Below are 21,295 nucleotides of genomic sequence, written 5' to 3'. Positions count from 1 at the left end.
GCTTCCCGCAAGAGCGTCCCCTCACCCCAGTCCTTTCCCCGGAGAGGAGAGGGGGCAGGGCAGGGGCGCACCGGGGTGTTCATGGCAATGAGCGCAGGACCGCTCAAATCGCCATCAGCTCGTCTTCCTTGGCCTTGACCACGGCATCGACTTCCTTGACGAAGCGGTCGGTCAGCTTCTGGATCTCGTCGTCGGCGCGGCGCTCGTCGTCCTCGCTGATCTGCTTGTCCTTGATCAGGTCCTTGACCTTCTGCATGGCGTCGCGACGGATGTTGCGGATCGCGATCTTGGCGTTCTCGCCCTCGTGCGACACGTGCTTGGCCAGCTCCTTGCGGCGCTCCTCGGTCAGCGGCGGCATGTTCAGGCGGATCACGGTGCCGGCGGTGGTCGGCGTGACGCCGATGTCCGAGGCCATGATCGCCTTCTCGATCGGCGCGACCATGCTCTTCTCGAACGGCGAGATCTGGATCGAGCGGGCGTCGGCCAGCGACACCGAGGCGACCTGGTTCAACGGCATGTCCGAGCCGTAGTAGGGCACCTTGATATGGTCGACCAGCGCGGTGCTGGCGCGGCCGGTGCGCAGGCGGGTCAGGTCGTGCTTGAGCGCGTCGATGCTCTTGCCCATGCGGGTTTGGGCATCGGTTTTGATGTCGTTGAGCATGGGAGTCATCCGGCGTTGCGTGAAGCAGCCAAGTATAGCAGCGCACAGGTGGCGGCGGCCCGGCACACCGCATCCCGGGCTGGAGCACTTGGCGCGACCGGAAGAGCCGGGCGGCTCGGCACGGCCCGGATGGTAGTCGCGCCCAGGGGCGCTCCTACATCAGATCAGCTGGCGGTGACCAGCGTGCCTACCTGCGCGCCCTGCATGATCCGCATCAGGTTGCCCGGCACGGTCATGTCGTAGATGCGCAGTGGCATCCCATGGTCGCGGCACAGCGCGATGGCCGCCGTGTCCATCACTTGCAGGTTGCGCTGGATGACGTCGTCGTAGCTCAGCTGGTCGTAGCGCGTCGCGCTGGCATCGCGCGCCGGGTCGGCGGTGTACACGCCGTCGACCTTGGTGGCCTTGAGCAGCAGGTCGGCGCCGATCTCCACCGCGCGCAGGGCAGCGGCCGAATCGGTGGTGAAGAACGGATTGCCGGTGCCGGCCGCGAACAGCGCGATGCGGCCCTTCTCGATGTGGCGGATGGCGCGGCGGCGGATGAAGTCCTCGGCCACATCGTGGATCTGGATGGCGCTCATCACGCGCGCATAGCCGCCGCGCTTCTCGATCGCGTCGGCCATCGCCAGCGCGTTCATCACGGTGGCGAGCATGCCCATGTGGTCGCCGGTCACCCGGTCCATGCCGGCGGCCGCCAGCCCCGCGCCCCGGAAGATGTTGCCGCCGCCGATCACCACGCCCACTTCCACGCCAGCCTTGCGCACTTCGATGATCTCGTTGGCCAGCCGGCCGATCACCTTCGGATCGATGCCGTAGTCCGCCTCGCCCATCAACGCTTCACCGGAGAGCTTGAGCAGGATGCGGCGGTACTTGGGCTGGTCGCTCATGGGGTCTCCGGATTGTGGGTAAACCGGCATATTGTAGCGATGCGGCGGTGCCCCGTCAGGCGCACGGCCGCGCGAGCCGGCCTGATCGTTCATCCTGCGCGGCAGCCAACCACCGGAGGTAACCATGCATCTCGGCGCCATTGCCCTGCTGGTGCGCGATTACGACGAAGCCATCGCGTACTTCACCGATTGCCTCGGTTTCACGCTGATCGAGGACGTGCCCCAGGGCGGGGGCAAGCGCTGGGTCATCGTGGCGCCGCCCGGATCCAGCGAGACACGACTGTTGCTGGCGAAGGCGGTCGACGCGCGGCAATCGCAGGCGGTGGGCAACCAGTCGGGTGGGCGGGCTTTCCTGTTCCTGGAGACTCGGGATTTCCAGGCGACCTACGAGGCGATGCGCACCAAGGGCGTGCGTTTCTGCGAAGCGCCCCGCGAGGAGGCCTACGCCACCGTCGTGGTGTTCGAGGATCTGTACGGCAATCGCTGGGATCTATTGCAACCCCGTCGCTGAGGCCGCGGTCGTCCATGAGCGGGCAAAAAAAAGCCGCGGTTTCCCGCGGCCTTTTTCAAGCGATGCGACTGGCGCTTACGCCAGACCTGCCTGCTTCATCACTTCGGCGTGGAAATCCTCTTCCACCTTCTCGATGCCTTCGCCGACGGCCAGACGCACGACCTGCTGCACGTCCGCGCCTTCCTTCTTCAGCGCGTCGCCCACGGTCATGTTGGTGTCCAGCACGTAGGCCTGACCCAGCAGGGTGACTTCCGAGACGATCTTGTTGATCTTGCCGGAGATGATCTTCTCCAGGATCTCGGCCGGCTTGGCCTTGTCCTTGTCGGACATCTGGCTCAGCGCGATTTCCTTTTCCTTGGCGATGAAGTCGGCCGGAACGTCGTCGGCGCGCACGTACGGCGGGTTCATCGCCGCCACGTGCATCGCCACGCCCTTGGCCAGCTCCTCGGAGCCGCCCTTGATCGCCACCAGCACGCCGATGCGGCCGCCGTGGACGTAGCTGCCGATCTTGCCGTCGGTGGTCTCGACGCGCGCCATGCGGCGCACTTCGATCTTCTCGCCGATGGTGGCGACCAGGCCCTTGGCGGCCTCCTCGACGCTGCCGGCACCCGGGTAGGCGGCGGCATTGAGCGCGGCGACGTCAGCGGCGCCGGACTTCAGCGCGACGTCGGCGACGGTGTCGCTGAACTTCACGAAGTCGGGGTTCTTGGTGACGAAGTCGGTCTCGCAATTGACCTCGACCAGCACGGCCTTGCCACCGGCCTGGGCGGTGACCACGCGGCCTTCCGCGGCGACGCGGCTGGCCTTCTTGTCGGCCTTGGCCAGGCCCGACTTGCGCAGCCATTCCATGGCGACGTCGATGTCACCATTGTTTTCCACCAGCGCCTTCTTGCATTCCATCATGCCGGCGCCGGAGCGCTCGCGCAGCTCCTTGACCAGTTGTGCGGAGATATTGCTCATCTTGAATCCTCGGATCTTGATGTGCCGTGGCGGCCGGGCCGCCACGGCAGCGTGAAAGGCTTACTCGGCGGTTTCGGTCGACTCGCGACCGCCACGGCCGCGGCCGCCGTCACGACGCGGCGCGCCGGCGCCCTTCTTGGCCGGGCCACGGCTGTCGCGCTCGCGGCGCGGCGGGGCGGCCTTGCGCTCGTCCTTGGCGATCGGGTTGCCTTCCTCGTCCAGCTCGACGAACTCGTTGGCGTCGCCGTGGGCGGCGTCCGGGGCGGCAGCCTTGCCTTCCAGGATCGCGTCGGCGGCGGCGCGGGCGTACAGCTGGATCGCGCGGATGGCGTCGTCGTTGCCCGGGATGGCGTAGTCGACCAGCTCCGGGTTGTAGTTGGTGTCGACGACCGCGATCACCGGGATGCCGAGCTTCTTGGCTTCCTGCACGGCGATGTCCTCATGGCCGATGTCGACCACGAACAGCGCGTCGGGCAGGCGGTTCATGTTCTTGATGCCGCCGAGCGAATTCTCGAGCTTGTCGCGCTCGCGACGCAGCGACAGCACTTCGTGCTTGACCAGCTTCTCGAAGGTGCCGTCGGTCTCGGCCGCTTCCAGCTCCTTCAGGCGCGCGACCGACTGCTTGACGGTGCGGAAGTTGGTCAGCATGCCGCCGAGCCAGCGGGCGGTGACGAACGGCATGCCGGCGCGGGCGGCCTCTTCGGCCAACGGCTCGCGGGCCGAACGCTTGGTGCCGACGAAAAGGATGGTGCCGCGCTTCTGCGCCAGGCCCGACAGGAAGTTCATCGCGTCGGTGAACAGCGGCAGGGTCTTCTCGAGGTTGATGATGTGGATCTTGCCGCGCGCGCCGAAGATGTACGGGGCCATCTTCGGGTTCCAGTAGCGGGTCTGGTGACCGAAATGCACGCCAGCTTCAAGCATCTGGCGCATGGTGACTTGTGTCATGGTGGTGTTCTCGATTGTTGGGCCACAAGCAGTGACCCGGGGGTTGGGACCTCCACGCATCCCCGGCCTCGACCGCGGTCGCCTTCAAAGCAGACCGCGGCACCCCGAAGACGGTGCCGATGCGTGTGTGGCGTTGATTGGGCTTGCTGCCGCAGGGCGGTTACAATCCCGTTTCGTCTTGCGCCGCATGCCTTCAAAGGCCTGACGCGGCTTGCAAAACCGTGCAATTGTAGCCGGTGCGCCGGCTCCGCGGCAAGTTGCCGGCCCAGCCGGCGCTGCCGCTCCCTTCGAAAGCGGACTCCATGGCCATCACCCTCAAATCTCCCCAGGACCTCGAAGGCATGCGCGTCGCCGGCAAGCTGGCGGCCGAAGTGCTGGCGCTGCTCAAGGAGCACGTCAAGCCCGGCGTGACCACCGAGGAGCTGGACCGCATTGCCTATGAGCACATCGTCAACGTGCAGAAGGCGGTACCCGCCAACGTGGGCTACAACGGGTTCCCCAAGACGCTGTGCACCTCGGTCAACCACGTGATCTGCCACGGCATCCCGACGCCGGGCAAGGTGCTCAAGGACGGCGACATCATCAATCTGGACGTCACCGTCATCAAGGACGGCTGGCACGGCGATACCAGTCGCATGTATTTCGTGGGCACGCCATCGGTGCTGGCCAGGCGGCTGGTGGAAACCACCCACGAGGCGATGATGCGCGGCATCGAGCAGGTGCGCCCGGGCGCCCATCTGGGCGACATCGGCCACGCCATCCAGAAGCATGCCGAGGCGGCCGGTTTCTCGGTGGTGCGCGAGTATTGCGGCCACGGCATCGGCAAGGTCTACCACGACGAGCCGCAGGTGCTGCATTACGGCAAGCCCGACACCGGCGTGGAATTGAAGAAGGGCATGACCTTCACCGTCGAGCCGATGATCAACGCAGGCAAGCCGCAAACCCGGCAGCTGCCGGACGGCTGGACCGTGGTCACCAAGGACCACTCGCTCTCCGCACAGTGGGAGCACACCGTGGCGGTGACCGACGACGGCTTCGAGATCCTGACGCCCTGGCCGGATGCGTGAGGTTTTGAGCCCCTCTCCCGCCGGGAGAGGGGTGAGGGTCCGGTATCGCCAGCAGCACGCTCCGCCCGGACTTCATCCGCCTTCGTCCTATCGGCGCGCGTGTAAGCTCGACATTCCCGCGTAGATGGCTGCCGTGACCGTCGAACTTGCCCGCCCCGCGCTCCCTCCGCTGCCGCGCCTGCCGCCGGCCGTCCCGCGCTCGGGCGTTTCGGTGGAAGCCCGCCGCGCCCTGCGCCAGCTGCTGGAGGATGTCGATCGTTCCCTGACGGCCGCCTTCCGCGACGGCGCCGACGCCGGCGCGCTCGCCAGCCGCCGCGGCGAAGCGGTCGCGCGCGTGGTTGCCCACGTCTGGACTGCCTGCCTGGGTGAAGTCGAGGGCGCCGCATTGTTCGCCGTCGGCGGCTTCGGCCGCGGGCTGCTGTTTCCCCATTCGGACGTCGATTTGCTGGCGCTGGTACGGGAGGCGCAGCCGGCGCGCCTGCGCGCGCTGGAACAATGCTTCGCCACGCTGTGGGACATAGGCCTGAAAGTCGGCCACGCCGTGCGCGATCCGCTGCAGTGCCGCGCGCTGGCCGCGCAGGAAGCCAGCGTGTTCACCAGCCTGCTCGACGCACGGCGGCTGGTCGGCGACCCGGCCATGGACGCCGAATTGCAGGCCATCGTGGACGACCCGGCGCTGTGGCCGCCAGTCGCCTATCTCGCTGTGCGCCTGGCCGAACGCGATGCACGCCACGCGCGCTACGACGACACCGCCTACAACCTCGAACCGAACATCAAGGAAGGTCCGGGCGGCTTGCGCACGCTCGACGCGCTGCGCTGGCTCGGCCACAGGCTGGCGCATGCGGACGGCTTCGAGGCGATGGTCGGCGAGGGTCTGCTCGACCCGGCCGAGTGCGTCACGCTCGAACAGTCCGAGGCGACTCTCCGCCGTTACCGCTACGCGCTGCACCTGGAGGCCGGCCGGGCCGAGGAGCGGTTGCTGTTCGACTACCAGCGCGCGCTTGCCGCGGCGCTGGGATTCGTCGACGAGCACGCCACCAACCTGGGCGTCGAGCAGTTCATGCAGGGTTACTACCGCGCCGCCAGCCAGATCGAGCGGCTGGGCGTGCAGATCGTCGAGCGCTTCGAGGAGATGCTCGAGCCGGCGCAGATCGCGGTACCGGTCGGCGAGGAATTCCTGCGCTACGGCACGCGGCTGGCCGCGCGGGATCCGGACGTGTTCATGCGACGGCCCGCCGCTCTGGTGGAGGCCTTCATCGCGCGCCTTGACGAGCCCGGCATCCTCGGTTTCACCGCCGACACGATGCGCCGCATCCACCAGGCCACCGCGCAGCTCGACGGTGCGCTGGCCGACAACCGCGAGGTGCTTGCCTCGTTCCTGCGCCTGCTGCGCCAGGGCGCCCGTTCGGTCGATGCGCTGTGGCGGATGAACCGGCACGGCCTGCTGGCGGCGATCCTGCCCGCGTTCGGCCGCGTGTTCGGGCGCATGCAATACGACCTGTTCCACGTCTACACGGTCGACGAACACACGCTGCGCGTGCTGCACAACGTGGCGCGCTTCGCCGACCCGGCGGCGCAGGCCGAATTCCCGCTCGCCCGCGAGATATGGCCCACGCTGCCCACGCCCGAAGTGCTGCTGCTGGCCGCGCTGTTCCACGACATCGCCAAGGGCCGCGGCGGCGACCATTCGGTGCTGGGCGAAGAAGAGGCGCGCACGTTCTGCGCGAAGCTCGGCCTGCCGCCCAACGACGTCGAGCGGGTCGCCTGGCTGGTGCGCCACCACCTGCTGATGAGCGTCACCGCGCAACGCCAGGACATCACCGACCCGGACGTGGTCGCGCGCTTCGCGCAAGTAGTGGAGAACCGCGAGCAGTTGGGTCAGCTTTACCTGCTCACCATCGCCGACATCATCGGCACCAGCCCCAAGCTGTGGAACGGCTGGAAGGACCGCCTGCTGGCCGATCTCTACAGCGCCACCCGCTACGCCCTGCGCAGCGACGTGGAGTTGCCGCGCGATGCCGCCACCCGCGTGCGCGAATGCCAGGACTACGCGCTGCCGCTGCTGGAAGCCGACGGCTTCGAGGCGGCAACGGTCGAGCGTGTCTGGGCCGGCTTCCCGCAAGCGAGCTTCTTGCGCCACCGGCCCGAGCAGATCGTCTGGCAGACCGCCGCGATCCTGCGTGCCGATGGCGCGCTGCCGCTGATCGCGGTGCATCCGCTGTCGGTGCGCGGTACCACCGAACTGTTCGTCTATACCCCCGACCGCGACGGCCTGTTCGCCACCGTCACCGCGATGCTGGACCGCTTGCGCCTGTCGGTGCTGGAAGCGCGCGTGCTGGTTTCGCCCCATGGCATGGCGCAGGACACCTTCCTGTTGCTGGACACCGAGACGCAGCAGCCGGCCACCCCGGCGCGGGCGGAAGAGCTGCAGCAGCGGCTGGCCCGCGCGCTGGCGCAGACGGTGCCGGTGCACCCCGCGCGACGGAGTGCCTCGCGGCAACTCAAGCATTTCCAGATGACCCCGCGGATCGCCTTCCACGCCGCCGGCGGCCGCACCCAGCTGGCGCTGGTGTGCACCGACCGTCCCGGCCTGCTCGCCGCCGTGGCCCAGGCGATGGTCGAGGCGCAGGTGCGCGTGCACGACGCGCGCATCGCCACCTTCGGCGAGCGGGTGGAGGATTTCTTCCAGCTCACCGATCGCCATGACGCCCCGCTGGGCGATGCCCAGCAGGAGCGTTTGCGGCAGGCGCTGCTGGCACGGCTGGGGCAGAGCGGCTGAGCAAATGCTGTTGGAACGCGTCCCGGTCGCGCAGCGTCTGCAGCAGATCGGTGTTTACGCCACCGCGTCGGCGCCCCAGAGCGCTTCCATGTCCACGTCGATGTCCAGCGCGGTCAAATCGACCACCTCGCTGACGGCGTGCGCCTCCACGTCGCCGCGGCGGCGGATCGGCGCGCCCGTGCGCAATCCGTCGTGGGTGGTGAGCGAGGCGACCACCGGCTGGTGGCCGACCGGGCCACGCTGGGTGACCACCGCGATCGAACCGTTGCGCAGGCGCACCCCGGTGCCGGGCGGATAGATGCCCAGCGTCTTGATGAACGTGCGGGCCAGCCGTTCGTCCAGCGCTGCCCCTTCGTTGAGGAACAGCCAGCGCAACGCAAGCGTCGGCTGCAGCGGCGGCCGGTAGTCGCGGCCGGAAACCCGCGCGCAATAGACGTCGGCCAGTGCCAGCAGCCGCGCCGGCCGACCGATCTCCTCGCCGATCTTGCCGCCGGGATAGCCGCTGCCGTCGGCCCGCTCGTGATGATCGCGCACGGCATTGAGCCAGGCGGCGCTGGCGATGCCGTGATCGCGCAGCCGCACGACGCCCAGCCGGCAGTGCGCCCGTACCGCCAGGTGATGTTCGTCCGACAGCGGCCCTTCCAGCGCGACCAGCTGGTCGTGCAGTTCGAACATGCCGATGTTCATGGTCAGCGCGGCGGACACGATCGCCGCCAGTTCGGCCGGTTCCAGCGCCATCGCGGTGCCGGTGAGCTGGCAGGCGATCGCGGCGTTGACCGCATGGCGCGTGCCGTAAGGTCCCTCGCGGCGCAGCAGGATGCTGGCCAGCGCTACGTCCGGACTGCGCCGGCAGGCCTCGCGGACCTGCTCGGCGATCCCGGCCAGCGCGCCGGGGAAGTCCGCCGGCGCCGGATCGGCAAGCAGCGCCTGCAGCCGTTCACGCGCCTCCAGCACCAGCGCCAGCGGCGAGGGCGGCGAGGGCGCCGGGGGCAGGAAAGGTCCACGGCACTCCTCTTCGGAGCCGTAGAACACGCCGTGTTCGAGCAGTTTCTCCAGTTGCGCCGCGGTGCCGATCACCTGGCCCAGGCGCATCAGCAGCTTGCCCCTGGCGTCGTAGGCGTTGAATCGCAAAGGTTGGCCGACCGTGATCTCGGCCGGGTCGATCGGACGCCGTGGCATGGCTCTGCTTCTCCGTCTCCACCGGTCGCACGCGCCGCGGGGAGCGAAGGGGAATCGGCCGCTCGGGTCTGAACTTGAGTTTCCGGGCGTAGGCACCCGTTCCCCTCCGTATACTTGGCCGCTTCCCGAGCTTCTTTCCGCGAGCTGCCCATGCCCTCCATCGACACCCTGATCGACGACGCTTTCGAGCGGCGCAACGAACTCAGCCAGAGCGAGATCGAAACGCACCTGCGCCCGGCGCTCGCGCAGGTGATGGAGTTGCTCGAACAGGGCGAGCAGCGCGTGGCCGAGCCGGACGGGCAGGGCGGCTGGAAGGTCAACGCGTGGCTGAAGAAGGCCGTGCTGCTGTATTTCCGCATCAACGGCAACCGCGTGGTCGACGGTGGCGCGGCGCTGGCTTTCGACAAGGTGCCGCTGCGCTTCGGCCACGGCAACGACGCGGAGCTGGAAATGCTCGGCGCGCGCGTCGTGCCCGGCGCGCTGGTGCGCCGTGGTGCCCACATTGCCAAGGACGCGGTGCTGATGCCCAGCTACGTCAACATCGGCGCCTACGTCGGGCCCGGCACTATGGTCGACACCTGGGCGACGGTCGGCTCCTGCGCGCAGATCGGCGCGCGCGTGCATCTTTCCGGCGGCGTCGGCATCGGCGGCGTGCTGGAGCCGCTGCAGGCCAATCCGACCATCATCGAGGACGACTGCTTCATCGGTGCGCGCTCGGAAGTGGTCGAGGGCGTGGTCGTGGAGAAGGGCAGCGTGATCGGCATGGGCGTGTTCCTGGGCCAGTCCACGCGCATCTACAACCGCGCGACCGGCGAGGTCAGCTACGGCCGCATTCCGGCGGGAAGCGTGGTGGTCGCCGGCAGCCTGCCGGCGAAGGACGGCAGCCACAGCCTGTACGCCGCGGTGATCGTCAAGCAGGTGGACGAGAAGACCCGCGCCAAGACCGGCATCAACGAATTGCTCAGGGGTGCCGAATGACCACCGTGTACGGACTGGCCAACTGCGACACGTGCAAGAAGGCGCGCAACTGGCTGGCGCGCTTCGAGGTGCCCCACACGTTCGTCGACTACCGCGCCGACCCCGTGCCGGCGGCCACGCTCAAGGCCTGGGCGCAGCAGCTGGGCGGCTGGGAGAAGCTGGTCAACAAGTCATCCACCACCTGGCGCAACCTGTTGCCGCAGCGCAAGGATCCGGGCAGCGACCCGGAGTGGACGCTGCTGCTGAAGGAGTACCCGGCGCTGGTGCGCCGGCCGGTAGTGGTGCAGGACGACGGTGCGGTAAGCGTGGGTTTCAGCGACAACGGCTTCAAGAAGCTGTTCGGCAAATAGAGGTCCCGCGCCGGGAGTTGTCCTGCAGGAATTTCGTAAGCAGCGGGGGGTTCGCTTGAGCGACGTACTGGACTTTGCTTGTGACCTGATCGGCCGCCGCTCGGTGACGCCCGAGGATGCCGGTTGCCAGGCGCAGATCGCCGAGCGGCTCGTGCGGGCGGGCTTCGCCATCGAGCACTTCCGCCACGGCGCGGTCGACAACCTGTGGGCGACGCACGGCGAGGGCGCCACGCTGGTGTTCCTTGGCCATACCGACGTGGTGCCTACCGGTCCGGAGGACGCGTGGCAGAGCCCGCCGTTCGAACCGGTCGTGCGTGATGGCCATCTTTACGGCCGAGGCGCGGCGGACATGAAGGGTTCGGTCGCCGCGATGGTGTTGGCGCTCGAACGTTTCGTGGCGGCGCACCCCCGTCACGCCGGTCGCGTCGCGTTGCTGCTGACCAGCGACGAGGAAGGCCCGACGAATCTGGACGGCGTGCGCCGCGTGACCGAGACCTTCCGCGCGCGCGGCGAGCGGCTGGACTGGTGCGTGGTCGGCGAGCCGTCCTCCAAAGCCCGGCTGGGCGACCTGATCCGCGTCGGTCGTCGCGGCTCGCTTTCCGGCACGCTCACCGTGCGTGGCATGCAGGGCCACGTGGCCTACCCGGAAAAGGCGAAGAACCCGATCCACGCCTTCGCCCCCGCGCTGGCGGAGCTGGCGGCCACGCGCTGGGACGAGGGCAACGCGGACTTCCCGCCGACCTCCTTCCAGGTGTCCAACCTCAACGCCGGCACGGGCGCCACCAACGTGATCCCGGGATCGCTGGTGGCACACATCAATTTCCGTTACTCGACCGCCAGCGCGGCCGCTGACCTGCGTGCGCGCACCGAGGCCATCCTCACCCGCCACGGCCTGGACTGGCAGCTGGACTGGAACCTTTCCGGCGAGCCGTTCCTCTGTTCCGCGGGCGGTCGGCTGCGCGAAACCGTGCTGGGCGTCTGCCGTGAGCTGTGCGGCGTGGACCCGGAGCAGAGCACCGGCGGCGGTACCTCCGATGGCCGCTTCATCGCGCCGCTCGGTGCCGAGGTGGTGGAGCTGGGGCCGGTCAACGCGACCATCCACAAGGTGGACGAGTGCGTGTCAGTCGCGGATCTGGAACGGTTGCCGGGGCTCTATCGGGCCATCTGTGAGAGGTTGCTCGGCTAGCGGGCTCTCGCGGCAAGCAGAGCCGAAGCCAGCTCTGCTCCCTCTCCCCGCCGGGAAGAGGAAGCAGAGCTGGCAGCGAGGCATTGCCTATCCCGCGGCGCATCCCGCCGCCCGCTCCAGCATCACCATCCGCTCCTGTGCGTTCTGCGTCAGTCCCGCGGCACGCTCGAATTCGGCGCGGGCCTCCTCGCTCCGCCCCAACCTCGCCAACAGGTCGCCCCGCACCGCCGGAAGCAGGTGATAGCCGGCCAGTGCCGCCACGTCGCGCAAGGCATCGACCAGCGCCAGCCCCGCGGCGGGCCCCTCGGCCATCGCCACTGCCACGGCGCGGTTGAGTTCCACCACCGGGGAGGGCGCCACGCTCGCCAACCGGGCGTACAGCGCGGCGATGCGCGTCCAGTCGGTCGCGTCGGCGCTAGTCGCGCGGGCATGGCAGGCGGCGATGGCAGCCTGCAGCGCGTACGGACCGTCGGCACCGCCGAGCCGGCCGGCGCGTTCCAGCGCCTCCAGGCCCCGGTGGATCAGCAACTGGTCCCACAACGCGCGGTTCTGCTCCAGGAGCAGCACCGGACGGCCGTCGGCGCCCACGCGCGCATGGCTGCGCGAGGCCTGGATCTCCATCAGCGCCAGCAGCCCCAGCACTTCCGTCTCGCGCGGCATCAGCCCGGCCAGCGTGCGGCCCAGGCGCAACGCTTCCTCGCACAGCGCCGGACGCATCCAGCCGTCGCCGGCGGTGGCGGCGTAGCCCTCGTTGAAGACCAGGTAGATCACTCCCAGCACCGCGGCAAGGCGTTCCGCCAGCTGCTCGCCGCGCGGTACCTCGAACGGCACGCGCTTGTCGGCCAGTGTGCGCTTGGCGCGCACGATGCGCTGGGCAATGGTCGGCTCGGCGGTGAGGAACGCGCGGGCGATCTCGGCGGTGGTCAGGCCGCCGAGCAGGCGCAGGGTGAGCGCCACCTGCGCCTCGGTCGAGAGCGCGGGGTGGCAGGCGGTGAAGATCAACCGCAGCAGGTCGTCGCCGATGTCGTCGTCGAGCGCTTCCAGGTTGGGCATGGTGAACGCCTCGTGCTCCGGATCGCCATCCAGCGCCGCATGCTTGCGCTCGACCAACTGGCGGTGCCGCAGCAGGTCGATGCCGCGCCGCTTGGCCGCCGTCATCAGCCAGGCGCCGGGATTGTCCGGCACGCCCGCGGTCGGCCAGCGCTCCAGCGCCGCGACCAGCGCGTCCTGCGCCAGTTCCTCGGCCAGGTCGATGTCGCGCACGACGCGGATCAGCGCGGCGACCAGCTTGGGCGCTTCCAGGCGCCAGACGGTTTCGATCGCGCGGTGGGTATCGGCTTGGCTCATGCGGCCGATCAGACCACCGCAAGCGCCAATCCAGCAAGCCTCGGGCTCCCGAAAAAAGCGGAACTTTAGGCCTTGCCAGCCACCTCGCTGCGAAGACGTTCTTCGGTCGCGCGCAGTTCGGGCGTCAGCGCCTCGCCAAAGTCGTCCGCCTCAAGCAGAGGCCGGATCTCGATCGAACACTCGCCCTCGAACGGCGGCGGGCAGCGGCGCACCCATTCGAGCGATTCGTCCATCGAACGTACCTGCCACAGCCAGAAGCCGGCCACGAGCTCGCGGGCTTCGGCGAACGGGCCGTCGACCACGCTGCGGCCGTTGCCGGCGAAGTACACCCGCTTGCCCTCGGCGCTGGGTTTGAGCCCCTCGCCGGCCAGCATGACGCCCGCCTTCACCAGTTCCTCGTTGAACGCCATCATCTCGCGCAGAAGCTTTTCGCTCGGCGGCACGCCGGCTTCCGACTCGGCCGTGGCGCGGACCATCACCATGCATCGCATACGTCTCTCCCGGTCGACGCCGGCGGCTGCCGGCTCCCGTGGTACGACGCGCGAGCGCCGGGTGATTCGACATCGTTCGACCTGCCATGGAAGTAGGGCAAGCTGCGCCATCATTGCCGCGACCGACCCGATCAGGAGAGACCATGCACGCCCGCGGAACCTTCGACGTGAAACTCAGCCCCCAACCGGCCGCTCCGGGGACCGAGGGAGCGCAACTCGGTCGACTGTCGATCGACAAGCGCTTCCAGGGCGATCTGGAAGCCACCAGCCTGGGCGACATGCTCTCGGCCGGCACCGAGGTGCCCGGTTCGGCCGGCTACGTGGCGATCGAGCGGGTGAACGGGGCGCTGCATGGCCGGCAGGGCAGTTTCGTGCTGATGCACTACGGTCTGATGGAACGGGGCACGCCGAGCCTGCGGGTATCGGTGGTGCCGGATTCGGGGACGGCGGAGCTGGTGGGGCTCAAGGGCGAGCTGGCGATCCGCATCGAGCAGGGGCGGCACGAGTACGCGTTCGAGTACGAGTTGCCGTAACGCCCGGCGCCCCCTTCCCGTCCTTGCGGGGGCCGCTTGTGGGCGATGCGCCGATGCCGGCTCTGCGCGCAGGTCCGGCGGACAGGTGCAGCTTTTTGGTTTTCCCACGGCAGGCCGCTCGATCGGACGGCCGCTCGAACCCGGCTCCTTCCAGCCCTCACTCCCAAGGAGAGGGCTCAGGTCATGGCCGTCCGGGACTGAGCGTCAAAGTCCACTTCGCAGGACCGGGCAACAGCGGCGTGGGGCGGCCTTCGACCCACTCGGCGTGTCCCGCGCCGTAGTAGGGCGAGAGCGGGTTGTCGCTCTGGCCGCCGGGCATTTCCAGGATGCCGTTGGCCTCGTGGCCGGGCGACACCGCCAGCCGTTCGGAGGCGCCGAAACCGGGCGCGGCCACGCGCGGCATGTTGGCGTCGCCCGGCAACGGGGAATCGGGCATGTCCAGGAAACGGGACAGGAAGTGCGGCAGTGCGGGCGAGAACGCGTGACGGATCTCGGCGGGATTGACCTCGCCCCAGTTGCGCGCGGCCAGACCACCGGGCTGTTTGCCCAGCCGGATCGCCACCTGGCGGGCGGCATCCTGCAACAGCGCGTTCCAGTTCCGGTAGCCCGGATCGAGCAGCCACGCGGGCTGATCGCGCAGTAGTGACCACACGGCCGCCTCGGCGTTGCCGGCGCCGGAGGGCCAGGCGAAATCCGGGTAACGCGCCTTCACCCGCGCCAGGAACGGGGCCAGCGCCAGCCGGTGCACTTCCTGGCGGAAGGCGCGTACCAGCCGGTAGTCCACACTGTCGGGCGCGGCGCGGTTGCGCCAATTGGCGGTGAGCTTGCGCAAGGACTGGAGCGCCGGATCGGACGTGTCCGCCAGCGTGTCCTGCAGCAGGCGTTGCCAGGGCGTGAGGAAGATCGCGCGGTCGTCCAGCTGGATGTCGAGCAGGTTGCCGGTGGTGAACACGCTGTGCCCCGCCAGGTCGTCGCGGATCTGCTGTGCGCGTGCGCCCAGGTCGTGGCCGCCGTTGCCGAGCAGGTCCAGGGCAACACCGTCGACAGTGCGGTTGTTGGCGGTCCACAGCCGGCCCCCGGGCGGGTCGACCACGCGCGGGTACTGCCCCGGCGTGGCCCAGCCTTGCCAACCGCTGCCCGCCTCTGACCAGTCCGCCGGTTGCTGCGGATCGCTGTCGAACGGACGCAGCGGAATCGCATTCCCGGCGAGCGTCCAGCCGATGTGGCCCTCGCGGTCGGCGACCAGCAGGTTCTGTGGCGGCATGCCCAGGGTCGGCGCCAGGTCCAGCGCGGCGCCAACGCTGGACGCGCGTTCGAGCTGCATCAGGCCCAGGTTGTAGGCGTGCGGATCGTGCGCGATCCAGGCCAGGGCCAGGGGCGTGCCGTCGGCGTCCTCGGCGAGGATCGGGCCCCAGCGCGTGTCATCCACGTCCAGCACGCGGTCGGGTGCGCCCTTGACGTGGATGCGCTCGGCGTGGCGTTCGATCGTGGCCCAGCCGCCCGGCACCTTGTAGCGCGAGGGGTCGGCCGGATCGCGCGTGACCCGCACCCAGTCCAGCCAGTCGCCGTAGCTGTTGGTGAAGCCCCAGGCGATCTGCCCGTTGGAACCGATGATGAGCGCCGGGGTGCCAGGCAGGGTCACGCCCACCGCGTCGCGGATGCCGTCCGGCGCGGTGGCGTCGGGGTAGCGCAGACGCGCGCGGAACCAGATGTCCGGCACGCGCAGGCCCAGGTGCATGTCGTTGGCGAGCATTGCCGCGCCGGTGTCGGTCAGTGTCCCGCCGACGGCGAAGTTGTTGCTGCCCGGATGGCGCGTTTCGAGCGCAGGTGCGAGCGCAGGTGCGAGCGCCGCGGCGACCGAGGCCGTCGTGGTCGCCGGCGCGGGGCCCTTGCGCAGATCGAACACGGCCGCGCCGGGAAGCACCGGCGGGCGCGAGAGCGTGCCGGTCAGCGGTGCCTCCCAGTCCGGGTCGGGCGCGAGCAGGAAGTCCACCAACGGCGTGGGCAACACCGCGCGCATGCGCGCGATGTCCAGCTCGCGGGTGTTGTGCCCGTGGCCGTGGAGATCCAGGTACATCGCGCCGATCACCAGCAGGCAGTCCTCCGAGCGCCAGGGTTTGGGCTCGCTGCCCAGCAGGAAGTATTCCCACGGCTTCTCGCGCAGATCGGCCAGGCCCGCGTTCACGCCGTCGCGGTAGCGGTCCAGCACCTGCCTCTGTTCGGGCGTCATCGCGACATAGGCCGCCTCGGCCACCGCGCGCAGGCGGTGGCGGCGGATGTCCAGGTCGGAGTCCAGCGCCGCCGGGCCCACCAGCTCGGCCAGTTCGCCGGCGGCGACGCGGCGCATCAGGTCCATCTCGAACCAGCGCTCCTGCGCGTGCACGAAACCCAGCGCGAAGGTGGCGTCGGCGCGGCTGCGCGCGTCGATGACGACGCTGCCATTGGCATCGCGCGCGACCGTCACCGGCGCGCCAAGGCCCGCCACCTGGAGTCCGCCCTCCAGTCGCGCGCGGCTGCCGGCCAGCAGGTACCAGCCGGTGGCCAACGTCGCCGCAAGCACCACCAGCACCGCCAGCGCCAGGGCGCGCCACCACGGAAAGCGGCGGCGGTTCATTCGGGCGCAAACACCGCGAACATTCCGGCGTAGGGCTTGACCATGAAGGCCGGCGCGCCGGCGTAGCCCTCGTCGCCGACGTAGAACTGCGAGATGGTGCCGTCGAGGAACAACGCGTCGCGGCAGCCCAGCTCATCGCGGAACAGACGCGCGAAGGTATGGAAGTTGACCGGCGCCTCGCTCACCGCGAACACCACGTTGCGTGGCGTGCGCGCGCACACGCCGCTGCGCCACTTGAGGCTGTCCGAATCGTGCACGAAGGCCGGGTTGATCTGGCCGTCGATGACCAGCATCGGCCCCGACTGCGTGGCCCACTGCGCCTTGCGCCCGTCCGCCTTGAACGCGGCGCTGGTTTCGACGGCCGCCTTGCCGTCCGGATAGATCGCGAACACGCCGTTGGGCAGCAGCGAGAAGTTGCCCGAGGCGGGGTTCCCGTGCGCCATGTTCAGCGGCACCAGCGCCTTGCCGTCCTCCACGTACAGCCCCAGCGGTTTGAACGCCGCGTCGTAGATGCCGGCGTTGGCGGCGAACAGCAGTTGGCGTCCATGCTGCTCGCCCCACTGGCGCAGGCCGTCGATGCTGCCGAACGGCTCGCCGCTCTCGGGCGCACGCCAGTGCAGGGTGAGCGGCTCGCGCTTGAGGTCGATGCTGACCACGCGGTAGTTCTGACCCTCGAACGCGCGCTCCTCGCTGTCCAGTGCGCGGGCTTGCGGCGCGCAGCCGGCCAGGGCGGCCAGCAGCAGGGACACGATCGGGGCGAGGGGCAAGCGGGGGACGGAGCGGATCATGTCCCGATGGTCGCCGCCCTGACGCGACAGGCGCAAGTGTGCGAGCGGGCGCATGTTCAGCCCCGGCGCTACACTTGCCGCTTTGCCGCAACGTCCCCGCCGATGTCGAACACCTATTGCCCGATCGTCGCCACGCTCGGCTACGTGCTCTCTCCCGATCGCGGGCATGTGCTGATGATCCACCGCAACGCGCGGCCGGACGACCAGCACCTGGGCAAGTACAACGGCCTGGGAGGCAAGATGGAGGCGGGCGAGGACATCGCCGCCTGCATGCGCCGCGAGATCCGCGAAGAGGCCGGCATCGAATGCACGTCGATGAGCCTGCGCGGCACGCTCAACTGGCCCGGCTTCGGCAAGCAGGGCGAGGACTGGCTGGGCTTCATCTTCCTGATCGACGGCTTCGAGGGCAGCTGCCACGCTGGCAACCACGAGGGCACGCTGGAATGGGTGCCGCGTGCGCGGCTGATGGATCTGCCGATGTGGGAAGGCGACCGGCACTTCCTGCCGCTGGTGTTCGATGGAGACCCGCGGCCGTTCCACGGCGTGATGCCGTACAAGGACGGGCGGATGCAATCGTGGTCGTACAGCCGGCTTTGATTCGGCAGCCGCCCGCCGGAGATCACTGCATGGAGTGCAGGCCGATCATGTTGCCTTCGGTATCGGTCACCAGCGCGATGAAGCCGTAGGGCCCGATCGCGAACTTGTCCTTCTCGACCTTGCCGCCGTGTGCGCCGACGCGGCCGGCTTCCACGGCGCAGTCCTGGCAGGAGAAATAGACCAGCGTGCTGTTGCCGCCCGAGGGCATGCCTTCCATCTTCACCAGCGCGCCGGCTGCGCCCGTGCCGCCTTGCTGCATGGGGAAGGCCCACATGTCCACGGGGCTGGAACCGGGTGCTTCCAGCTTTTCCAGCTTCACGGCGAGCACGGCTTCGTAGAAGGCTTTCGCGCGCTGCAGGTCCTGCACGTAGATCTCGAACCAGCCGACGGGGTTTTGCATGGCCTTTGCCTCTGCCGGAGTCGGGGTTCCGGATTTGGGTCGCGCATCCGTCGAGCGGGCGTGAACGCGATGGGTCCCCGGCGAGCGGCCGCCGGCAGGTGCCGGCGGCCGCTGCAGGCTCAAGGCTTGAACACCTCGAATTTCCCGAACGGCTTCAGCTGCGCGTCGATCGCCTTCGGATCGCCCACCACCACGATGCTCTGGTCTTTGGCGGCGAAGTACTTGCGCCCCATGGCCTGCACCTGCTCGGCGGTGACCTTGTTGGCATCGGCGACATAGCGACCCAGGAAGTCCGCCGGCAGGCCGTCGATCCAGTAGCCGGCCACGGTCGCGGTGAGCGCCATCTGGATTTGGTTGCGCAGCAGATAGATGCCGCCGACCAGTCGCTTGGCGCCGGTCAGTTCCTCCTCGCTGGGCGCCTGCGTGGCCATGCTGTCGTACAGCTTGGCCAGCTCCGCCAGGGTGGCGCCGGTGACTTCGTTGCGCACGTCGACGCGGGCGAACGCGCTGCCGCCGGCACGCTGGGCATCGAACTGCGAGAACGGGCTGTACGAGTAGCCCTTGTCCTCGCGGATGTCCTGCGTGATGCGGCTGGTGAAGCCGCCGCCCAGGATGGTGTCGGCCACGGTCAGCGGGATGAAGTCCGGGTTGCTCGCGGCGACCACCGGGCGGCCGTAGCGGATGTTGCTCTGCACCGCGCCCGCGCGCGGCACGATCAGGCGCTCCGGCGATGCTTCGTGGGGCGCGGACGCGGTGCTGGCCAGCGCCTTGCCGTGGGACTTCCAGCCGCCGAACTGCTCGCCGGCCAGTTTGAACGCCTGGTTCGCATCGATGCGGCCAACGATCACCAGCAGGGCACGGTCCGGCTGGAAGCGGGCGTCATGCAACGCACGCAGCGCGCCTGGGTTGCTCGCCTGCACGCTGGCTTCGGTGAGGGCATCGCGTGCATACGGATGCGCGCCGAAGGCGGCATGGTCGAAGGCGCGTTGCGCCTGCCAGTCGGGGTCCGCTTCCTGCACCTTCAGCTCCTGCATGGCGTTGGCCTGGGCCAGCGCCACCTCCTTGTCCGGGAAGCTCGGATGCAGGGCGGTATCGGCCACCAGCGCCAGCAATTCCGGCGCGTGCGAGGCGAGCGCGCTGGCGCGGACGGTGACCGCGTCGGCGTACGCGCCGGAGCGGTAGTCGCCACCGATCGATTGCAGTTGCTCGGCGATCTGCCGCGAACTGCGCGTGGCGGTGCCCTCGTCGAGCAGGCGCGCCATCATGGACGAGATGGCCGGCGTCTTCGGATCGTCGGCCGCGGTGCCACCCAGCACGGCCAGCTCCACGTTGACCTTGGGCAACCCTTCGCGCGGCACGACCCACACGGTCAGGCCGTTGGGCAGCGTGCGCTGCTGGATCTGCGGGGTGGGCAGCGGCTTTTCGGGGCCGTAGGCGGGCAGGTCCTTCGGCAGCGGCTGGGTAGAGGCCTGCGCGAAGCCGGCCAGCGAAAGGCCCACGGCCAGCGCGAGCTTGAACGTCGTGTTCGTCTTCATGGCGGTCCTCACTTGGCAGGGGCTTTCGCGGCGGCGACGGGACGGCGCACGACCACGCTGCGGTTGGCGTCGGTGAGATAGGTGCGCGCCACGCGCCGGATGTCCTCGGCAGTCACCGCCTCGATCCAGCCAGGCATCTTGTTGGCGACGTTGGCATCACCCCACAGGGTCTGCAGCTTGGCCAGCGTGTCGGCGCGGTTGATGAATGCCTCCAGGCCGCCGTACCAGTCGGACAGCATCTTGGTCTTCACGCTGGCCAGCGTGGCGTCGTCCACGCCATCGGCGGCGACCTTGGCGATTTCCTGGTCGAGCGCGGAGAGCACCTGGTCGGGCGTGGCGTTGGGCTTGTAGATGGCGAACAGGCCGAGCAGCGCGGGACCGGCATAGTCGCTGCCGTCGCCCAGCGGGAAGTTCATGCCGCCTTCGATGTTGAGCAGCAGCTCGCGGCCCTTGACCAGCCCCTGGTAGAAGCGCGATGCGCTGTCGCCGACCAGCAGTTGCGAGAGCACCATCATCGGCACCTGGTCTGCGCTTCCGCGTGGCGGCATCTTCCAGCCGACCGCCAGTGCCGGCACCTTGGCCAGCGCGTCGGTTTCCTCGGCGTGGCGCGGCTTGGTGTTGAGCGTCTCGGACACGTCCGGGCGCTTGGGCAGCGCGCGGGCCGGAACGTTGCCGAAGTATTGCTGCGCCAGCGCGAAGGCCTGCTCGGGCGTGACGTCGCCGGCAATGCCCAGCACCGCGTTGGCCGGCTGGTAGAACGTGTCGTGAAAGGTCTTAACGTCCTCGATGGAGGCGTGGTCAAGGTCCTTGAACGAACCGTAGCCGTCGTGCTTGTTGGCCCACTTGTCGAAGGCCAGCGCGTTGAGGTCGGTCCAGAAGAACAGCCCATAGGGCTGGTTCTTCACGTTGACGCGGATCTCTTCTTTCACCACGTTCTGCTGGTTGGCCAGGTTCTTGGCGCTGAAGTCGAGCGACTTCATGCGGTCGGCCTCCAGCCAGAGGATCGGCGCCAGCGCGGAGGAGGGTGCCGAAGCGATGTAGTTGGTGTAGTCGGCGCGGGTCGATCCGTTGAACACGCCGCCGCCGCCCTGGATCACGCGCTCGAAGGTGCCCTTGGGCGCGTCCGGCGTGCCCTCGAACATCAGGTGCTCGAACAGGTGCGCGAAGCCGGTGCGGTTCTGCGGCTCCAGCCGCATGCCCACGTGGTAGACCATGCTGATGCCCACGGTGGGCGAGCTGTGGTCCTCGGAGACCACCACGGTCATGCCGTTGTCCAGCTTCTTGACGGCGACCGGCAGCTTCCATGTATCGGTGTCGGCCGCCTGTGCGGCCAGGGCCATGCCCAATCCCGCCACCAGGGCGGCCGTGCGTAAAACGCGCATCTGCATCTCCTTGTCCACGCGAATGGAAGCCCGATCCTGCGGCGGCGGGCGAGGGGGTGCAAGTGACGTTTGGGATGGCCGGAACGTAGGGCGGGCTTCAGCCCA

At 69.0% G+C, this 21,295-nt stretch carries 20 protein-coding genes; 8 read left to right on the top strand and 12 right to left on the bottom strand.

What is annotated here, in order from left to right; genetic code table 11:
• Positions 1-103 precede the first annotated feature (103 nt).
• Together frr and pyrH are read right to left on the bottom strand one after the other, a co-directional pair.
• On the bottom strand, positions 104-661 hold the full coding sequence (frr, locus tag ACFWZ1_RS13470) for a ribosome recycling factor (RefSeq protein WP_231321249.1): 558 nt from the start codon (positions 659-661) through the stop codon (positions 104-106).
• A gap of 164 nt (positions 662-825) precedes the next feature.
• A complete protein-coding gene (gene pyrH / locus ACFWZ1_RS13465; RefSeq protein WP_231321248.1) occupies positions 826-1,548 on the bottom strand; it encodes a UMP kinase in 723 nt (240 codons plus the stop codon).
• Between the two features lie 124 nt (positions 1,549-1,672).
• On the opposite strand from pyrH, the gene ACFWZ1_RS13460 reads away from it, so the two are divergent.
• Positions 1,673-2,059 (top strand): VOC family protein, encoded by a 387-nt coding sequence (locus ACFWZ1_RS13460; RefSeq protein WP_439666772.1) that lies wholly within the window; start codon positions 1,673-1,675, stop codon positions 2,057-2,059.
• Positions 2,060-2,134: 75 nt separating this feature from the next.
• Here ACFWZ1_RS13460 and tsf read toward each other — a convergent pair whose 3' ends face one another.
• Both tsf and rpsB read right to left on the bottom strand, forming a co-directional pair.
• Positions 2,135-3,019 (bottom strand): translation elongation factor Ts, encoded by an 885-nt coding sequence (gene tsf / locus ACFWZ1_RS13455; RefSeq protein WP_439666771.1) that lies wholly within the window; start codon positions 3,017-3,019, stop codon positions 2,135-2,137.
• 60 nt (positions 3,020-3,079) lie between these two features.
• Positions 3,080-3,964, bottom strand: a complete 885-nt coding sequence (gene rpsB / locus ACFWZ1_RS13450) for a 30S ribosomal protein S2 (protein WP_439666770.1) — start codon at positions 3,962-3,964, stop codon at positions 3,080-3,082.
• 302 nt (positions 3,965-4,266) lie between these two features.
• On the opposite strand from rpsB, the gene map reads away from it, so the two are divergent.
• Together map and glnD are read left to right on the top strand one after the other, a co-directional pair.
• The gene (gene map / locus ACFWZ1_RS13445; RefSeq protein ID WP_231321244.1) at positions 4,267-5,031 is read left to right on the top strand and encodes a type I methionyl aminopeptidase; all 765 of its coding nucleotides are present in this window, start codon (positions 4,267-4,269) and stop codon (positions 5,029-5,031) included.
• A gap of 133 nt (positions 5,032-5,164) precedes the next feature.
• On the top strand, positions 5,165-7,810 hold the full coding sequence (gene glnD / locus ACFWZ1_RS13440; RefSeq protein ID WP_439666769.1) for a [protein-PII] uridylyltransferase: 2,646 nt from the start codon (positions 5,165-5,167) through the stop codon (positions 7,808-7,810).
• A 54-nt stretch (positions 7,811-7,864) separates the two neighbouring features.
• On the opposite strand, the gene ACFWZ1_RS13435 is transcribed toward glnD, so the two are convergent.
• Positions 7,865-8,989, bottom strand: coding sequence for an HD-GYP domain-containing protein (locus ACFWZ1_RS13435; protein WP_231321240.1), 1,125 nt, complete (start codon positions 8,987-8,989; stop codon positions 7,865-7,867).
• A 150-nt stretch (positions 8,990-9,139) separates the two neighbouring features.
• Between ACFWZ1_RS13435 and dapD the strand changes: the two genes are divergently transcribed.
• The 3 genes from dapD to dapE are packed head-to-tail and all read left to right on the top strand — an operon-like array spanning position 9,140 to position 11,503.
• On the top strand, positions 9,140-9,967 hold the full coding sequence (dapD, locus tag ACFWZ1_RS13430) for a 2,3,4,5-tetrahydropyridine-2,6-dicarboxylate N-succinyltransferase (RefSeq protein ID WP_439666768.1): 828 nt from the start codon (positions 9,140-9,142) through the stop codon (positions 9,965-9,967).
• Positions 9,964-10,317 (top strand): Spx/MgsR family RNA polymerase-binding regulatory protein, encoded by a 354-nt coding sequence (locus ACFWZ1_RS13425; RefSeq protein ID WP_231321238.1) that lies wholly within the window; start codon positions 9,964-9,966, stop codon positions 10,315-10,317. The genes dapD and ACFWZ1_RS13425 overlap by 4 nt, the downstream gene beginning before the upstream one ends.
• Before the next feature lie 55 nt (positions 10,318-10,372).
• The gene (dapE, locus tag ACFWZ1_RS13420) at positions 10,373-11,503 is read left to right on the top strand and encodes a succinyl-diaminopimelate desuccinylase (protein WP_439666767.1); all 1,131 of its coding nucleotides are present in this window, start codon (positions 10,373-10,375) and stop codon (positions 11,501-11,503) included.
• Between the two features lie 87 nt (positions 11,504-11,590).
• On the opposite strand, the gene ACFWZ1_RS13415 is transcribed toward dapE, so the two are convergent.
• Together ACFWZ1_RS13415 and ACFWZ1_RS13410 are read right to left on the bottom strand one after the other, a co-directional pair.
• On the bottom strand, positions 11,591-12,850 hold the full coding sequence (locus ACFWZ1_RS13415) for an RNA polymerase sigma factor (RefSeq protein ID WP_439666766.1): 1,260 nt from the start codon (positions 12,848-12,850) through the stop codon (positions 11,591-11,593).
• 65 nt (positions 12,851-12,915) lie between these two features.
• The gene (locus ACFWZ1_RS13410) at positions 12,916-13,341 is read right to left on the bottom strand and encodes a YciI family protein (RefSeq protein WP_439666765.1); all 426 of its coding nucleotides are present in this window, start codon (positions 13,339-13,341) and stop codon (positions 12,916-12,918) included.
• Positions 13,342-13,484: 143 nt separating this feature from the next.
• On the opposite strand from ACFWZ1_RS13410, the gene ACFWZ1_RS13405 reads away from it, so the two are divergent.
• Positions 13,485-13,874, top strand: a complete 390-nt coding sequence (locus ACFWZ1_RS13405) for a DUF3224 domain-containing protein (protein ID WP_439666764.1) — start codon at positions 13,485-13,487, stop codon at positions 13,872-13,874.
• A 181-nt stretch (positions 13,875-14,055) separates the two neighbouring features.
• Here the strand turns inward: ACFWZ1_RS13405 and ACFWZ1_RS13400 are convergent, their stop codons facing one another.
• Together ACFWZ1_RS13400 and ACFWZ1_RS13395 are read right to left on the bottom strand one after the other, a co-directional pair.
• Complete coding sequence (locus tag ACFWZ1_RS13400; protein ID WP_439666763.1) at positions 14,056-16,488, bottom strand: penicillin acylase family protein; 2,433 nt, start codon at positions 16,486-16,488, stop codon at positions 14,056-14,058.
• Positions 16,485-17,276 carry a phosphodiester glycosidase family protein gene (locus ACFWZ1_RS13395; protein WP_439666762.1) on the bottom strand — a complete coding sequence of 264 codons (792 nt, stop codon included), beginning with the start codon at positions 17,274-17,276 and terminating at the stop codon, positions 16,485-16,487. The genes ACFWZ1_RS13400 and ACFWZ1_RS13395 overlap by 4 nt, the downstream gene beginning before the upstream one ends.
• A 102-nt stretch (positions 17,277-17,378) precedes the next feature.
• On the opposite strand from ACFWZ1_RS13395, the gene ACFWZ1_RS13390 reads away from it, so the two are divergent.
• Entirely contained in the window at positions 17,379-17,873 is a 495-nt protein-coding gene (locus ACFWZ1_RS13390; RefSeq protein WP_231321231.1) for an NUDIX hydrolase, read from the top strand.
• A 22-nt stretch (positions 17,874-17,895) separates the two neighbouring features.
• On the opposite strand, the gene ACFWZ1_RS13385 is transcribed toward ACFWZ1_RS13390, so the two are convergent.
• From ACFWZ1_RS13385 to ACFWZ1_RS13375, 3 genes are all read right to left on the bottom strand, one after another.
• Positions 17,896-18,273, bottom strand: a complete 378-nt coding sequence (locus tag ACFWZ1_RS13385; RefSeq protein ID WP_439666761.1) for a VOC family protein — start codon at positions 18,271-18,273, stop codon at positions 17,896-17,898.
• Between the two features lie 119 nt (positions 18,274-18,392).
• The gene (locus ACFWZ1_RS13380; RefSeq protein WP_439666760.1) at positions 18,393-19,808 is read right to left on the bottom strand and encodes a M16 family metallopeptidase; all 1,416 of its coding nucleotides are present in this window, start codon (positions 19,806-19,808) and stop codon (positions 18,393-18,395) included.
• 8 nt (positions 19,809-19,816) lie between these two features.
• Positions 19,817-21,190, bottom strand: coding sequence for a M16 family metallopeptidase (locus tag ACFWZ1_RS13375; protein WP_231321228.1), 1,374 nt, complete (start codon positions 21,188-21,190; stop codon positions 19,817-19,819).
• Positions 21,191-21,295: the final 105 nt, after the last annotated feature.

Source organism: Frateuria sp. GZRe14, from assembly GCF_051900395.1.
Lineage (GTDB): Bacteria > Pseudomonadota > Gammaproteobacteria > Xanthomonadales > Rhodanobacteraceae > Frateuria_A > Frateuria_A edaphi.
Note: the sequence above shows the minus strand (reverse complement) of the source record. Positions and strands in the feature narration are given on the sequence as shown.